Here is a 15,887-nt window from a genome sequence, read left to right on the forward strand (position 1 = left end):
GGCTTAAATAAAGAATCGCCCGGTAACTTGTTTTCACAAGTCACCGGGCGAATTCATACCGTAGGGCGTGTCGGACTTGAACCGACGACCAAGGAATTATGAGTTCCCTGCTCTAACCAACTGAGCTAACGCCCCACTATGAGAATTACCGCCGAAGCAGTAACCACACTCGAAATATTCTAGGGCATGACCAGCCGAAATCTCGATTCGAGGTCCTTGGGGCGTCGCCAAGCGCTAATGCGTCGTGACGCTCTGCCCACGATATAGCGCTTCGAAGGAGTTCATCGTTTTCTCCTGCGCATGGTTCATGACCTTTCGGTGCCCCGCAGCTCCTAGGCGCTCACGTTCCAGAGGTTCGAGACTCAACACCTTGTCCAGCTTCTGCGCCAAATCTTCTCGGTTACCCGGTTCAAACATATAACCGTTCACGCCGACGTCGACAAGGTGAGGCAACGCCATCGCGTTGGCTAGGATCACGGGCTTCGAAGCTGAAAGCGCTTCGAGGGTCACCAAGGACTGCAACTCAGCGGTCCCTGGTTGGCAGAAGACATCACAGCGCAGATAGGCCTCGCGAAGCTCCTCCTCGCTAACATGCCCAAGGAATTGCACACGATCACGCACGCCTTTTTCGTTGGCAATCTTCTCCAACAGTGGCCGTTGCTCGCCACCGCCAACAACTTCGAGAATCGCATCAGGCACCTGCTCCATCAATGCCAGGGCCTCGATGAGTTCGTTCACGTTCTTCTCGACAGCTAGTCGACCAACAAAAAGTATGGTTGGTGTTTCGTTACGAACAATCTTTTCCTCAGTGCCCAACTCATAGTTGCCAACTTCAATTCCGTTGGATAGAGGCAGCACTTTGGTCAACCCCGCATGCTCCTTCATGGCTTTTGCAGCCAACGGAGTGGGAGTAGTCACCGCATCTGCTCTTCCAAAGATCTTCCCCATATCTCTCCATGAGTTGCGGGCAACGATCTTCTTAAACCATTTAGGAAAGGGTAAGAACGGGTCAAGATTCTCTGGCATAAAATGGTTTGTCGCCACAGCTCGAACTCCATGCTTACGTGCGTAGGCCAAGGTCTGCTGCCCAATCATGTAGTGGCTCTGCGCGTGCACGACGTCGGGTTTGATGTCTGCCAAGATCTTGTTGATCTGTGAATTAACTTCCCAAGGAAATGCAATACGGAAATACTCGTGGGTTGGTACCCCATGTGATTGCAGCCGATGGACAATCGCTTCGGGGCGAACCTCTGTGTAGGTCTTTCCTTTTTCTCCGCGTACTGCCAACACGTGCACTCGGTGTCCGCGTTCTTTCATGGCACTAGCCAATCGGTAGCAGAACATTGCAGCACCATTAATATCAGGCAGGTAAGTATCGGCGGCGATGACTATCGTCAGCGGTTTTTCCTCGGCCACGTATTGTCCTTGTTCGTTCAACATATTGTCGTGTGAAAGATTATCTACTGCTTTTATGCATCTTTATGAGACATTTTTTGTGAATGTCTTGCTTTGGCTTTGCGTTCTAGAACATCCGGGTGGTGACGAGATAGAGCCACCACGCCAATGATGGCCAGCACGGCGGCTACCACCATCGAGATCGCCAACACCGCAGGAACATCTGGGCGAAGCTCTCCAAGAATAGTGATGCCGATGGCAATGCCGACCATCGGATCGATCACGGTCAGTCCGGCGATCACCAAATCTGGTGGCCCCTTCGAATAAGCCGTCTGTACAAAATATGATCCGAGCAAACCTGCCACTACCACTGCGGCCAGTGCAACCCACGGTAGCGACTTCCAATCTTGTACTTGGAAATTCAATATCGCAATCGCGATAGTGCGCACGAGTACCGCAACAAACCCGAAAAGTACGCCCGCCCCGACGATATAAAAGAAGGCTCCCAGCTTGTGCCGGAAGAGAAGCACAAGAATTCCGAAGACCACAACCACGACGGCCAGAATCATCTCGATAAGTAATGCCTCGGCATTATTTACAAGGTGCTGCTCGCCGGTGACGTTGATAGCCATCAGAACGAATGCGGCCGAACCGACCATGCAACTAATAATTGCCAACACCGTCGGCCGGTTCATGGTGAGCTTGTGTTCTCGCGAATTCACCACGGTGGTTACCACCAGGGCAATAGCCCCGATGGGTTGCACCACGGTCAAGGGGGCGCTTGCCAGAGCAAATACGTTCAGCACCATACCCAGACCCAGCAAGAGCAACCCGCTCATCCAACGTCTGTTGCCCGCCAGTTTCCCCAGGTTTTTCAGGGTGAGTTCTAACCCGCCCGAAGCTTTCCTTACCGCACTCGATTGAAATTGGGCTCCGAAGGCAAGGCAAAAGGCACCGCATAGTGCCGCTGTAATAGCGATCCAAACCATGTCAGTGCCTTTCCCAAGAGTTCTTTTATTGTCCGAGAGGTCATGCCGCCCAGTGGCGTGAAGTCTGCGCGTCACCTCATCGGTTCAGGAACCTAGGAACGCTTGATCAACTTGCGAATAATTGCAACAAGCGCAGCCGCCGATGCAGCGATGATCGCAAAAGGCTTAGCTTTTTCTGCCCGTTCTTGGCCTGCGCGACCGGCCTCGCTATTTTCTCCGGTATTCGCAGAAGGTGTGACGAAGCTACGTGCCTTAGCTGCAGCGTTGGTCACTGAATCTCCCGCGTTTTCGGCAAAATGACGTGCTTTATCCAATTTTGCTTTGGGACCCAGAACACTCTGGCCCAAATTGTCACGCAGTGCCTGAATCTGACGTCGACGACGCTTGGTACGAAGAATCAGTTCATCCGCGCTTGGAGCAGGAGGTTTAGGTTCCTTTTTCTTATCCTTCGCGGCCTTGTCTTCCTCGTCCTTCTTACGCATAGGCTCGTCCAATGTGCTGACGTCAAAGTTGCTACCGTCCTTGAGCACACCAATATCGTGGCGGATGCCTCGAATCGCTGCGTCAGGAGTCAGCGGCAATGCCTTCTTGAACTTCAGGTACATCACGAGCGCCAGAATTGCTGCCACGATCAGGAAGAACCCGGCAACTATCAATCCTGCGGCCCAACCAAGGAACCAAATCTCTAGAACATTCACCAGAGTGACGACTACCGCAATCACGAAAAGCAAAACAACGATGAGCGCGCCAGCGCCCAAGCCCGCGGCCATGCCCAGGCTGATGCCTTTTTTCTTGAGCAGGGTAGTGCCCAGTTTCAGCTCGTCCGTCAGCTGCTGCGGGACAAGCTCTTTGAGTCCATCAATTTGCGCCTTGGCACTCTTCACGCTTGACTTCAGGCTTTCATCTGCTGGCGTCGATTCAGCTTCAGACATGGTTTCTCCATATTCTCGATCGCTCGGCAACCGGTGTTTCCAAGCTAGCACTCCGGTTACCGTCTACGTATCAGTCTTCAGGCGTAAACCCCACAGCTCGATCTCATGCCACGGGTGTAAGTGTTAACGATTTGAAAGTCTATCGTCTATTCACTTGAGCTTATAGGAAGCGACCCAATCAATACGTGCTCTTTATTGTTCATACGCTGTTCATGGCTACTCTGCAGACTAAACGTGTTGTATCGAAGACAGAAATTCACCTGATCATTGCCTTCATAGCGCTGGATGACCGAAATTATAAGTACTATTTCCATCAATTGTTTCCAACTAGACAGCGAATCTCTCCGAACCCACGTGCGCTGAAACTGGTGACCAGCTAATAAATATCCTAGCCAAATCGATATGAGCAATAATATCCGGGTTTCCCCTGATGTTTTGCGGGAAAACCCTAAGCAGCTGAACCATGAATTACGCCGCAGCGTTAAGAAAAATAAAACCCCAACCGTTCGAAACGGCTGGGGTTCTACGAGAGCTCCTCCAACTGGACTTGAACCAGTAACCCTTCGATTAACAGTCGAATGCTCTGCCAATTGAGCTATGGAGGAATGCAACGTGTAATACCTTAGCACTGGCCAAGATGGGTTTTCAAATCGACCAACTTCCGCGCTTGAAGACGTAAATAGCGCCGACATCCAAGGGGTTCGACAGCGAATTTCAACGTTGGGGTTCCGCAGCACCAAAGCATTCCATCAAGTGATGCGTGACATAGGACGAAGCGAGCTTATAGGTCTGGAAGTTGCACCACCCGTAGTTGATCTAGGCTTGTCTCCATGTCGAACAGACTAGTGAACTCCTCAGCTACAAACGAATCACACTCGCCACGCAATAATCAGTTGATACTCGCCAGAACGTATTTCGCGGTTCAGGGAGTTGGCGGACTGTTATGGTGGTTCTCGGTTTTCGCAAGCCCGACCATCACCATGTTGACACTTGGCAATCTGCCGCCGGTCATACTGGCATGGTTCGACATCCCTTTGTTTGCTCTCGCCTCACTGTTAATTGCCTGCAATATACGTGCGGCATTGTGGGTGGCGATACCGTGGACCTGGCTCATGACAGGGTTAATGCTTTCCTACGCACTGATAACCACCAACGCCGGCTGGGGCGCCCTGATCATGCTGGCAGCGAGCTTCGCTTCCTCAGCAGCCGGTCTGGTTCTGTGGTTCGGGCGGTTTCCCTCGCAGTGGTTTGTGTCTGGCCCCTTTCGCTTCAAAACTGCACGAGCCAAACGAACTCGGGTCCATATACGCCAGACCTTCGCCCAGTTGCTTTGTTTTTGGTTCGTGTTTCTTGCGCTCTTTCCTACGCTCATAATCTTTGCTGAATTCCGGTTCGCGATGCACGTGAGGTTTGCTGACTGGATCCGCTTGACCGGATACGTCGCACTCCTACTTGCCAGCACACTGGGCGTTTGGTCGGCAACCACAATGGCCAAATTGGGACAGGGCACTCCCCTGCCCTCGGCCATGCCACAGTACCTAGTGATTCGAGGCCCTTACCGGTATGTTCGTAATCCAATGGCGGTTGCAGGCATCGTACAGGGAGTCAGCATAGGACTGATTGCAAGTTCATGGCTTGTAATCCTCTATTCCTTGAGCGGTTCAATCATTTGGAATCTGATTGTGCGCCCACTAGAGGAAAAAGACCTGCAGCAGAAGTTTGGTGAAAGTTTCACTCGATACAGCACCGAGGTCTCTTGCTGGTTGCCAAAGTTCCGGAATACCTCAAAACGAGGATAAACGAAAACACCCTGTTGTCAGCTTGAAAAGCTGACAACAGGGTGATTCTCCGGCTCCTCCAACTGGACTTGAACCAGTAACCCTTCGATTAACAGTCGAATGCTCTGCCAATTGAGCTATGGAGGAATGCTACGAGAACAACCTTAGCACTAGCCAAGTCACGTTTTGAAATCCACGCTTAGGTGCGACTCCAGGTAATGCTTGAAGGCTAGCTTTCAGTCTTCGCTGAGTTGTTGATGGCAAACTGTGCCAGCTCAATCAACTGCTGCGCAGAGGTTTCCCACGAGTAGTGCGAGGCACGGCGCAGTGCCCGCTCCGAGTGCTTCCGCCATTCTTCTGGTTCTGAGAGTTGGTGCACTCGGTCCGCGAAGGACTGGACACTATCGGGATCCGCGTAAAGCGCCGCATCCTGAGCTACTTCTCTGAAAATGGGCATGTCGGTGACGACCACGGGTGTTCCCATGCTCATTGCTTCAACCAGTGGAAGGCCGTAGCCTTCTTCGCGAGAAAGCGTCACCAGCGCGGTGCACTCGGCGAGCATCTTCGCATACTGTTCGTCACTGACCCCGTTGTGGAAGATTATTTGGGTAGTATCAGTGGCTTTTGCTTCCAACTCAGTGCGACGCTCCACGCTGATACCACTAAGCAAATGCAGCTGGTATTCAGGAAGCAAGCTCATAGCCCGAATCAAGGTCTCAACATTTTTGTATTCCATGAACGAGCCCATATATAGCAACGTCTTGGCTGGGACACCATTCTGCTCACGAACAGTAGTTTGCCCCGAGGCGGCATTTGAAACTAAGCCAATATGCCGTTTAGTCAACCGATGCTCGCGCATGAGCTCGGCCGTGGTGTTTGACACTGTCGCGACGGCGTCCGCGCGGTTCAGCAATAGTCGTTGCGGGAAGTAGACCTGATGAAACAGGAACCATCCCCAACGGATCGGGGCAGGCAAGAATTTGGGCGCATTCGGGTGCGCATAGTAGATCAGATCATGCAGGGTGAGGATTAGCGGAAATTTTCGTCCCAGGGTTCCCATGGTCTGCATTGGGGAGAAAACCACATCTGGCTGCAACTTATTAATCTGCAGTGCAACGAACGGTTCCAAGACACTGGTCGGGCCAGATATTTTCAGGTATGGCACCTCTGGCAGGAGTGCAAGCTGTCGCATATCATTGATCAGCATCGTTACATCGGCAATCTTCGACGTCGCCTCAATGAGTCCCGCGGTGTAACGGCTAATTCCATCGTGATGAGTGACCCGGGTATAGCGGGCATCGATGACGAGTTTCACGGGCGTATTAGCCTTCTGTTGAGGACGTGGTAGTCCAAGCCTATCGGTTACCGCCGGCGCACTTGCGCTACCTCAGGCTGCACCGTGCGGGGTCTAACAATCAAATAACCGATGAGCCCTGCGGCAATGGATAGAGGCCATATCGCGAGCGCGGCCGGCAGCCCGAACGCCGAACCAATGGCGCCACCGGCTAAACTTCCTATCGGAACCGCGCCAAAGGTAAACAACCGGCGAGCGCTGCTAACCCTGCCCAGCAGGTACTCGGGAGTGATATCAGCAACCCACGCAGTGACCGCGACGTTAAAAATGATCAAGGCAACGCCCCACAATACCGATTGCACCGCAAGCAGTGTCATGGAAACTGCGGACGAGGTAAAGGCCGCGAAAAATACCATCGCGGCTAACACGAGCATGATCGTCATGGTGAGCGTAGTCAGTTGGGCTGCGCTGTAGCGAACAGCGATCCGCGTGGCTAGGGCAGCTCCGAGCAATCCCCCGGCACCGCCAAGACCAGCCAGGATACCGAAGCCGAAGGATCCAAAGCCTAGGTAGTTGATGATGAATAGCGCTTCAACCGCGCTGCCTAAGGCCAAACCGAAATTTGAGCACATCATCGCCAAAGTTACTGCGGCCAACGCTCGGTTATGACGCAGGTATGCCAGGACGGAGCACCAATGGGTGTCGCGCTGCGCGTTCTGCTCCGCAGCTTCTTCCCTCCGCTGGCTGTCTTGGCGAGGAAGTTTGACTAGACAGGCCAAACTCAGCGCGATCAGCGCCAAGACTGCACTCACGGTTAAGAGTGCTGAGGCTCCGAGGAGAGTAAATGCGGTGCCTGCAGCCACTGGAACGATGATCGCCAATGACTGATCCGCAGCCGTCAGCCGGGCGATCAACGCGCTGATAGAGCTGGTTCGCTGGGCACCGGAGACCGCATTGAGTTGTGGAACTGCGGAAACTTGAGCGGTTTCCGCTACGACATTGCACATTCCCAGTAGCGTCACCAGCAAAAATCCGTAACCGATACTCAGCGTGCCAGTGAGGGTCAGCAGTAAGAGGCAAACGGTGAGCGTGACCTTCACTGCCAGTCCAATGCGCAACAGTCGCAATGGCCGATAACGGTCCACCAAATAGCCAATGGGAATTGTCGCCACGAGGAAGGCGAAAGAGCCCAAGGTGTTCAGAAGCCCCATTTGCCAGGCGCTGGCGCCCAATGTGGTGACAAATATGAGGTCGACAGTGAAATCCGTCAGTGAACGGCTGGCCGCATCACCTGCATTCGAATAAAGGAAACGACGTTCGCTTTGCACAGTAGATTTCACCACAGCTCGTGAAAAGTGTTACGAAGCTCATCTGTCCCGCGGTTGGCAACGATACCGCATTTACTCCTAGCTGAACAGGATTTCCGCTAGTTCACTAGTTGTTTTGGGTTATGTCCGTTCAGTAATTTTCTGAAATTTCGCCCATCGAACACTGAACCATCTAACCCGAATTCTCGGTGTTTTTGGATTATCCCAATGCGGTCAGCCAACCCGTCAACCACACGCTGGGGTTGCAATACATTACTAACTTGTGATGTTAATAGTCTTCAGTTAGGCAAGACTAACCAAATAATCGATCGCTATGCGAGGAGTATCGTGGGAACCGCTCTTGAGACCCTGCACATCCCCCAGACTGAGTCACAGCTTTTTGATAACTCATTACTTTGCTCAGATACCTTGGACCGCTACGAAGCCGAAGCTCGTGAAGCCTTGTTGCGCGTCACCGACCAACTTGCGGCCGTGGAGTCTCCCACCACGGGACCGAGTCCACAAGCCCTTCAGAAGCTGGTGTCAGAGATTGACCTCGACGCACCGTTGGGAAGCCACACCGACTCGTTTGATGAACTGACAAGAATTTACCTCCGTGACGCCGTCTACTTCCATCACCCGAAGTACGCCGCTCATTTGAATTGCCCGGTCGTCATTCCCGCAGTCGCCGCCGAAGCATTTGTCACCAGCCTGAATACCTCCATGGATACCTTTGATCAGAGCGCCGGAGCAACGCTGATTGAACGCCGACTGATCGACTGGACCACACGGCTCATCGGATTCTCCGAAACCACCGCCGATGGGATCTTCACCTCCGGCGGAACCCAGTCCAATCTGCAAGCGATGCTCGTTGCGCGCAATATCGCGGTATCCAAGATGACAGGTTCGCTACCGCATCGCCTGCAGAATTTGCGTATCTACACCTCCCAGGATGCACACTTCAGCATCTCCAACGCGGCGATGATGATGGGTCTCGGGCATGAGGCCGTGATAGCTATCGGCACCGATGCGTGGCACCGCATGGACGTCGACGCACTTCGCACACAACTCACCAATGATCTACAGGCCGGCTTGGTCCCGATGGCCATCTCTGCCACCGCAGGTACTACCGACTTCGGTTCCATCGACCCACTTGCTCCGCTAGCAGCATTGGCTCAAGAAACCGGCGCTTGGTTCCATGTCGATGCCGCTTATGGTGGCGGACTGCTGCTTTCCGCGGTGCACCGCCAGCGGTTAGCCAATATTGAACTGGCCGACTCGGTCACTGTGGACTTTCATAAGTCCTTCTTCCAGCCCATTGGCTCCAGCGCACTGCTCGTCAAAGACACACACTCTTTTGAATCAATCGCACATTACGCTGAATATCTCAATCCGCACTCGCACGCGCAACAGACTCCGAACCAGGTAGATAAATCACTGCAGACCACCAGGAGATTTGATGCGCTGAAACTTTGGGTCACGCTGCGCACCCTTGGCGCGCAACGTCTAGGTGCCATGTTCGATCAGGTCATTAAACTAGCTGAAAGTTTGGAGACTGAAATTTCGCTGAGACCACAGTTAACCCTTGAAGCGCCGGTACAGCTAAGCACCCTCGTCTTCAGATTCACGGTTCCCCATAACCAGTTGAACCAAGCCGAACGCAACGAGCTGACAAACCAGATTCGTCACCGGCTCTACCAAACCGGTGAAGCAATGATCGCGGCAACCACCGTCCGCGGTGAACGCATGCTCAAGCTGACCTTGTTGAATCCAAACACCACTCTGGAAGACCTGACCGAGATACTCGACGCGATCTGCCGGGTCGGCAACGACCTGCTACTCGAACGCGCAGAAGGAGCCCGCGCATGACCCATGCAATAGCCCAAGAACACTTTGACGTCATTGCCATTGGCGCTGGACCGTTTAATCTCGGCTTTGCGGCCCTCACCGATCCACTCCACGAGCTGAGCGTTGCAGTATTAGATGCCAGCGACCATTTCGTCTGGCATCCCGGCATGATGCTCGAGGGTGCACATCTACAGGTGCCGTTCATGGCAGACCTCGTCACTCTCGCAGACCCCACCAATAAATTTTCGTTCCTGAACTATCTGAAGGAACAGGGAAGAATTTACCCGTTCTATATCCGCGAAAATTTCTACGCCCTGCGCAACGAATATAGTAACTACCTTGCTTGGGCATCGCGCCTAATACCTAGCGTCCGCTTCGGACATCGCGTACTTTCGGCCGAATACACAGACGGCGCCTACCAGCTTTCGGTGCTCACCGCTCAAGGGGTGACCCATTTCAGTGCAGACAAGCTAGTCCTTGGCACCGGGAACCAACCTTATCTTCCAACGATTATTGACGCAGCTGCCCAAGCGACGGGCAAGGTCATGCATTCAAGTGATTACATGTTCCATCGCGAGGAAATCTTAGCTCCAGACCACCAGCCATCCCGCCCGCGGATTACCTGTGTGCTGGGCAGCGGACAGAGCGCAGCCGAGATTTTTTTGGACCTGCTGCGTAATTTGCCCGAAGAAGACCATCTAATTTGGGCTACCCGTTCGGAGCGCTACTTTCCGCTGGAGTACACCAAACTCACCCTGGAAATGACGTCCCCGGAATATATCGACCATTTTCATGCGCTGCCCGTGGAAAAGCGCGACGCACTTGGCGCCGAACAAAAGGGACTCTACAAGGGCATCAATGCGGATCTGATTGATGAAATCTATGAAGAGCTCTATCAGCGCAGTATCAGCAAGGCGGCCAATGTCCATCTGCGCACCGGATGCAGTGCAACCGGTATCGGCATGACAGATGAGGCTCTGTCCGTGAGTTTGCGCCACGAACGTACCGAAGAAAACTTGGAGTTCTGCGCCGATACTTTGGTGATGGCTACCGGCTACCGCTCCGGAACCCCTGACTTCCTCCGTGGAATCACCCAGCGAATGACCTACCTCGCCGACGGTCGGGTCAACGTGGACCGTGAATACTCCATCGGAGCCGCCGAGGATATTTTTGTGCAAAACGCGGAACTGCATACTCATGGATTCACGGCCCCTGATCTTGGTATGGGAGCCTACCGAAATTCGGTGATCATCAATCGAATCACCGGCCGAGAGGTCTACCCGGTCGAAGAACGTATCGCCTTCCAACGATTTGGCGCGGCAGAACTGACCGGTCTGCCGAACGTATCCACTTCCAGCTCGCGCGACTAAGGAACGAAGCACCATGACTAACTACACCTTCCGTAAGCTCAGCCTGCCCGAAGATACCGAGTTGCTCCACGCGTGGATCGCGACCGAACATGCCGCATATTGGGGTATGCCGACCGCAACCGCGACAGAAATAAAAGCCGAATACCGTCAGCTGCTGTCCACGGCGGACTACCAAGTATTGTTGGGCCTTGATGAGACCGGCACCGAAAAATTCCTGCTGGAGCTTTATAACCCGGCTAGCACCGCATTGGCCAAAGCCTATAATTACGTTCGCGGAGATCGTGGCTTGCACTACTTAGCGCCGCAAACCAGCGAACCGCGGCCGGGCTTCACTGTGGAGGCACTCACCCAAGCAGTGCGCCACGCCTTCACCCGACCCGGAGTGGAACGCATCATCGTGGAACCAGACCTGCGCAATAAAGCTGTCCACGCACTCAATGCCCGGGTGGGATTCCGCCCGGTCCGCCCGATAGCTCTGGCAGAGCCAGACGGATCAATCAAGCAGGCGTTGCTTTCCATCTGTACCCGAAATGATTTTGAACAAGCCACCGGCCGCAGCCTGGATTCCTCGTTCCTGACGCCCCAGCGCTGGGAGGCCGCCAATCGCCACGTGCTGGCCAAAGCCCTCGGAGAATTCTGCCACGAACGCCTCCTTGATCCGGTCGAGCTCGGCGAGCGGCGCTACCGCGTGCAGAAAGACGGAGACCGCTTGCTCTTCACTGCCGGACGCTACCAACTCAATCACTGGCTTGTCGCTCCAGAATCACTGCAGCATCAGCGGCTCGTCAATGGTTCATGGCACGAAGCCGAGGTTGATGTCCTTGATTTCATCACCGTGTTCCACCAGGAGCTGACGCTTTCCGAAGCTCAGCTGCCGGTCTATCTCGAAGAACTCTCATCCACCTTGTCCAGCCACTGCTACAAGCAGGCTCACGCCACCCATACCTCGGCCCAGCTGGCCCAGTTCCCGGGCAGCGCAGCCCAGTCCTTCCAGCTTGTGGAATCGTCAATGACCGAGGGCCACCCCTGCTTTGTGGCTAACAATGGCCGCATGGGTGTAGGCCGCAGCGATTACCTGCGTTACGCTCCGGAAACGGGTTCGGCACTGCAGCTCGGGTGGGTCGCGGCACACACATCGCGTGCCCAATTTGATGCCATCGACACCCTTGATTACGAGACACTACTGGCTGCACAGCTAAACCCGGAGGAACGCCAACGTCTCGATGAAACTCTTGAGAACGCACTGTTCGGTACCGGGTTGTCGCCGAGCGACTACATCTACATGCCCGTACACCCTTGGCAGTGGGAAAACCGCCTGTCGATCACTTTCGTGAATGACATTGCACGCAAGCAATTGATCTGGCTTGGCTATAGCCAAGACGAGTATCAGTCACAGCAATCGATTCGCACCTTCTTCAATCTTTCTGACCCCACCCGCCATTACGTCAAAACGGCGATGTCGATCCTTAATATGGGCTTCATGCGTGGGTTGAGCGCGGAATATATGAAGGTCACTCCCGCCATCAACCAGTGGCTGGGTGAATTGTTTGACAATGACCCGGTACTCTCCACCGCACCGGTAGCCTTGTTGCGTGAAATCGCCGCGGTGGGCTATCGAAACCCACAATTTGAAGCAGCTACCAATAACACCGCACCGCAGCGCAAGATGCTCGCGGCACTATGGCGCGAGTCGCCCATCAGCATGCTCAAATCTGAAGAAAAATTAGCCACGATGGCCAGCCTGCTCCATGTAGATTCCTCCGGGAAGTCCTTCGCCGGAGCACTAATCCGCCGCAGCGGCTTAGCAGCGTCCGATTGGTTGACCGGCTATCTAGATGCCTATCTGGTGCCCTTGGTTCATTGCCTAGCCGCTTATGACTTAGTCTTCATGCCGCATGGCGAGAACGTGATTATGGTTTTGGAAAACGGTGCAGTCAAGAAGGTCCTGCTTAAAGACTTGGGAGAAGAGATTGCGATTTTATCCGATCGCGTGGAGCTTCCAGAGGAAATCCGTCGCGTGCGCACCGGCGGAGATCCGGTGTTGTCGGTATTCACCGATGTCTTCGACTCCTTCTTCCGCTTCCTTGCTCCATTGCTGGATGCCGAGGAACTGCTGGCAGAGGGGGAATTCTGGACTATCGTCGCGGAACGTTTGTTGGAGTACCGGGCGCAGCATCCGCAGTTCGCGCAGCACTTTGATGAGTTGGGCTTGTTTGCCCCGAGTTTCCCGCTGTCTTGTCTGAACCGTTTACAGCTTCGCAATAATCAGCAGATGCTAGATCTCACGGATCAATCCGGCGGCCTGCTCTACGCCGGTGATTTGGATAACCCGTTGGTTCGGGTAGTTTCCGCGGTTTAGCTGATGCAGGAGAATGCTCGCGTCGTTTGGGTTGCGCCGAACGACGCGAGTATGTGCGCTCAACCATGCAAACTCATTTCTGAACAGTGTTCAATGATTGAAGAATTCCCTGTACAGTGAATTCAAACATTCTTGAACACCGTTCAATTGGAGATTTCCCATGGATATTATGACCGCATCAAGGCGCATCCCGGTTGACCCGTATGCCCTAGTCTCAAGGATCAGCGCCGGACACCGGCTCACCTTTGCCGAAGCCCATATGATCATCTCGACCTCCGATGAGCAGACGCTGACGCTGGTGTCCGCGGCGGGACGCCTGCGCCGCAAGCACTTCGCCAATACCGTCAAGGTGAACTACTTGGTCAACCTCAAATCCGGATTATGTCCCGAGGATTGCACCTACTGCTCACAGCGGCTGGGGTCTCAAGCTGAAATACTGAAATACACCTGGCTCAAACCCGAGGAAGCGGTCCGTCAAGCGGGGCTTGGAATTGCAGGCGGCGCCTCGCGGGTCTGCCTTGTGGCCTCGGGCAAGGGCCCCACGGACCGGGACGTCGCTCGTGTCTCCACCATGATCGACCAGCTCAAAACCGACCATCCCCAGATCGAAGTCTGCGCATGCCTCGGCATCTTGAAGGACGGACAGGCCGCAGAACTCAAATCTGCCGGCGCCGATGCCTATAACCACAATCTGAACACCGCGGAATCCCTCTACCCTCAGATCTGCAGCACCCACAGTTACCAGGAGCGCGTGGATACTGTCGAGCAAGCCAAGAGCGCCGGACTATCCCCCTGCTCCGGACTGATTGTCGGAATGGGTGAAAGCACCGACCAGCTCATTGAGGCCGTCTTCGCACTGCGCGCCCTGAACTCGGATTCAATCCCGGTTAACTTCCTTATGCCTTTTGACGGGACTCCCCTGGAAGGCACGTGGAACCTCAGTCCGCTCGCTTGCCTGCGCATCCTCGCGCTGGTCCGCCTAGCTTGCCCGGACAAGGAGCTGCGTATTGCTGGCGGCAGGGAAATGCACTTGCGTTCGATGCAGGCCACAGCCCTAGAGGTAGCCAACTCAATTTTCCTGGGCGACTATCTGACCAGCGAAGGGCAAGATGCCCGCACCGACCTAGCCATGATCGCGGATGCCGGATTTGTGGTGCTCGGGCAGGAAGACCAGGATTCGGGACAGCTCGCCCAGGCGCTATTCGAAGCCGCTGCCCATGACTCCCGCCAGCACAATGTTGCCGGAAATGCCGGTTCCACCGAGTGCGCAGGATCCTGTTGTTCCGGTGCGGCCGCCGGTTGCGGCGCTGGCAGGACCGAGCCGGTACTGCGCCGTCGCGGCGCCGGAACGCCGGAAATTCCCAACGCGTGACAGTCAAGTAAGAGGGTCTGCTCACCCGTAAAATCGCCGTGTTCGGGCCGCTCTTGGCCGCACCAGATTCGGTGGCACATTGTAAGGTCGCCGCGGGCCACTGCTGCTAGCTGGACCACCCGCCGGCTCCCAAGGAATAACGATCGGAAACTACTCGTTGGGTCAAGTATGAAGAACATCGGATTTCTGTCCTTCGGACACTGGACTGATCACCCACAGTCAGGAACTCGCAATGCCTCGGACGCGTTACTGCAGGCCATAGATCTTTCGGTCGCGGCTGAGGAACTCGGAGCGGATGGCGCGTATTTCCGAGTGCATCACTTCGCTCAGCAGTATGCGTCCCCTTTCCCGCTGCTCGCCGCCATTGGCGCACGCACTAGCCGCATTGAAATCGGTACCGGTGTGATCGATATGCGCTACGAAAATCCCTTGTACATGGCCGAGGACGCGGGCTCGGCAGACCTCATCTCAAATCGTCGCCTACAGCTAGGCATCAGCCGTGGTTCACCGGAGCAGGTGGTCGATGGTTGGCGCCATTTCGGCTTTGAACCTCGTGAGGGCGAGTCGGATGCAGATATGGGACGTCGCCATACCGAACGCCTCCTTGAGGTGCTTTCTGGCGAGGGATTCGCCCAGCCTAGCCCGAAACCAATGTTCCCCAATCCCCCGGGACTGCTTCGCGTTGAACCGCATTCGGAAGGTTTACGCGATCGTATCTGGTGGGGGTCCGGCTCTAATTCCACCGCCGTGTGGGCCGCGAAACTTGGTATGAATTTGCAAAGCTCTACGCTCAAGGACGACGAATCCGGCAAGCCGTTCCATGTTCAGCAGGCTGAGCAGATTGAACTGTACCGTCAGGCGTGGAAGGAAGCTGGCCATCAGCGCGAACCACGCGTCTCGGTGAGCCGCAGCATTTTTGCACTCACCGATGAACGCGACTGGCAATACTTCGGGCGTGACCGATACAGTTCGGACCAGGTCGGCAACATTGATGCGAAAACTCGCGCGGTCTTCGGCAAATCCTACGCCGGAGAACCCGACGAACTAGCAAAGAAGCTGGCCGAAGATGAGGCCATTGCCGCGGCAGACACGTTGCTGCTCACCGTTCCTAATCAGCTTGGCGTTGACTATAACGCACACGTCATTGAATCGATCTTGAAACACGTGGCTCCGCTACTGGGTTGGCGCTAAGCAAATGCACACTGCAGTCCGGCGACTGAAATGATCAGGCGATAATGACGTG

11 protein-coding genes and 3 tRNA genes are annotated in these 15,887 nt (G+C 54.7%); 6 read left to right on the top strand and 8 right to left on the bottom strand.

The window, feature by feature from the left end; all coding sequences use genetic code 11:
• Positions 1 to 61 precede the first annotated feature (61 nt).
• From VJ369_RS09930 to VJ369_RS09950, 5 genes are all read right to left on the bottom strand, one after another.
• A tRNA-Ile gene (locus VJ369_RS09930) sits at positions 62 to 135 on the bottom strand.
• Between the two features lie 99 nt (positions 136 to 234).
• Entirely contained in the window at positions 235 to 1,416 is a 1,182-nt protein-coding gene (locus tag VJ369_RS09935; protein ID WP_414652642.1) for a glycosyltransferase, read from the bottom strand.
• A gap of 53 nt (positions 1,417 to 1,469) precedes the next feature.
• Positions 1,470 to 2,384, bottom strand: a complete 915-nt coding sequence (locus VJ369_RS09940) for a DMT family transporter (RefSeq protein ID WP_324091913.1) — start codon at positions 2,382 to 2,384, stop codon at positions 1,470 to 1,472.
• Between the two features lie 92 nt (positions 2,385 to 2,476).
• A complete protein-coding gene (locus VJ369_RS09945) occupies positions 2,477 to 3,316 on the bottom strand; it encodes a phage holin family protein (RefSeq protein WP_324091914.1) in 840 nt (279 codons plus the stop codon).
• Positions 3,317 to 3,848: 532 nt separating this feature from the next.
• Positions 3,849 to 3,921, bottom strand: a tRNA-Asn gene (locus VJ369_RS09950).
• Between the two features lie 225 nt (positions 3,922 to 4,146).
• Between VJ369_RS09950 and VJ369_RS09955 the strand changes: the two genes are divergently transcribed.
• On the top strand, positions 4,147 to 5,115 hold the full coding sequence (locus VJ369_RS09955; RefSeq protein WP_324091915.1) for an isoprenylcysteine carboxylmethyltransferase family protein: 969 nt from the start codon (positions 4,147 to 4,149) through the stop codon (positions 5,113 to 5,115).
• A 53-nt stretch (positions 5,116 to 5,168) separates the two neighbouring features.
• Here VJ369_RS09955 and VJ369_RS09960 read toward each other — a convergent pair.
• The 3 genes from VJ369_RS09960 to VJ369_RS09970 form a co-directional block, all read right to left on the bottom strand.
• Positions 5,169 to 5,241: transfer RNA gene (locus tag VJ369_RS09960), tRNA-Asn, on the bottom strand.
• A gap of 82 nt (positions 5,242 to 5,323) precedes the next feature.
• Positions 5,324 to 6,409, bottom strand: coding sequence for a glycosyltransferase family 1 protein (locus VJ369_RS09965; protein WP_324091916.1), 1,086 nt, complete (start codon positions 6,407 to 6,409; stop codon positions 5,324 to 5,326).
• A 47-nt stretch (positions 6,410 to 6,456) separates the two neighbouring features.
• On the bottom strand, positions 6,457 to 7,716 hold the full coding sequence (locus VJ369_RS09970; protein ID WP_324091917.1) for an MFS transporter: 1,260 nt from the start codon (positions 7,714 to 7,716) through the stop codon (positions 6,457 to 6,459).
• Positions 7,717 to 8,043: 327 nt separating this feature from the next.
• Between VJ369_RS09970 and VJ369_RS09975 the strand changes: the two genes are divergently transcribed.
• The 5 genes from VJ369_RS09975 to VJ369_RS09995 all read left to right on the top strand — a co-directional run bounded on the left by VJ369_RS09975 (position 8,044) and on the right by VJ369_RS09995 (position 15,835).
• Positions 8,044 to 9,564: an aspartate aminotransferase family protein gene (locus tag VJ369_RS09975; RefSeq protein ID WP_324091918.1), complete on the top strand. Its 1,521-nt coding sequence runs from the start codon at positions 8,044 to 8,046 to the stop codon at positions 9,562 to 9,564.
• Complete coding sequence (locus VJ369_RS09980) at positions 9,561 to 10,913, top strand: lysine N(6)-hydroxylase/L-ornithine N(5)-oxygenase family protein (protein WP_324091919.1); 1,353 nt, start codon at positions 9,561 to 9,563, stop codon at positions 10,911 to 10,913. The genes VJ369_RS09975 and VJ369_RS09980 overlap by 4 nt, the downstream gene beginning before the upstream one ends.
• A 13-nt stretch (positions 10,914 to 10,926) precedes the next feature.
• Complete coding sequence (locus VJ369_RS09985; protein WP_324091920.1) at positions 10,927 to 13,272, top strand: GNAT family N-acetyltransferase; 2,346 nt, start codon at positions 10,927 to 10,929, stop codon at positions 13,270 to 13,272.
• A gap of 169 nt (positions 13,273 to 13,441) precedes the next feature.
• The gene (gene bioB, locus VJ369_RS09990; protein ID WP_324092099.1) at positions 13,442 to 14,644 is read left to right on the top strand and encodes a biotin synthase BioB; all 1,203 of its coding nucleotides are present in this window, start codon (positions 13,442 to 13,444) and stop codon (positions 14,642 to 14,644) included.
• Between the two features lie 168 nt (positions 14,645 to 14,812).
• Entirely contained in the window at positions 14,813 to 15,835 is a 1,023-nt protein-coding gene (locus tag VJ369_RS09995; protein ID WP_324091921.1) for an LLM class flavin-dependent oxidoreductase, read from the top strand.
• The last annotated feature ends 52 nt before the right edge of the window (positions 15,836 to 15,887 follow it).

The sequence above is a fragment of the Glutamicibacter sp. genome (assembly GCF_035257265.1).
Lineage (GTDB): Bacteria > Actinomycetota > Actinomycetes > Actinomycetales > Micrococcaceae > Glutamicibacter.

Excerpts from the sequence above, each read along its gene's own strand:
- VJ369_RS09940 (WP_324091913.1), bottom strand. The coding sequence starts at position 2,384 with ATGGTTTGGATCGCTATTACAGCGGCACTATGCGGTGCCTTTTGCCTT.
- VJ369_RS09945 (WP_324091914.1), bottom strand. The coding sequence starts at position 3,316 with ATGTCTGAAGCTGAATCGACGCCAGCAGATGAAAGCCTGAAGTCAAGC.
- VJ369_RS09955 (WP_324091915.1), top strand. The coding sequence starts at position 4,147 with ATGTCGAACAGACTAGTGAACTCCTCAGCTACAAACGAATCACACTCG.
- VJ369_RS09980 (WP_324091919.1), top strand. The coding sequence starts at position 9,561 with ATGACCCATGCAATAGCCCAAGAACACTTTGACGTCATTGCCATTGGC.
- VJ369_RS09985 (WP_324091920.1), top strand. The coding sequence starts at position 10,927 with ATGACTAACTACACCTTCCGTAAGCTCAGCCTGCCCGAAGATACCGAG.
- bioB (WP_324092099.1), top strand. The coding sequence starts at position 13,442 with ATGACCGCATCAAGGCGCATCCCGGTTGACCCGTATGCCCTAGTCTCA.
- VJ369_RS09995 (WP_324091921.1), top strand. The coding sequence starts at position 14,813 with ATGAAGAACATCGGATTTCTGTCCTTCGGACACTGGACTGATCACCCA.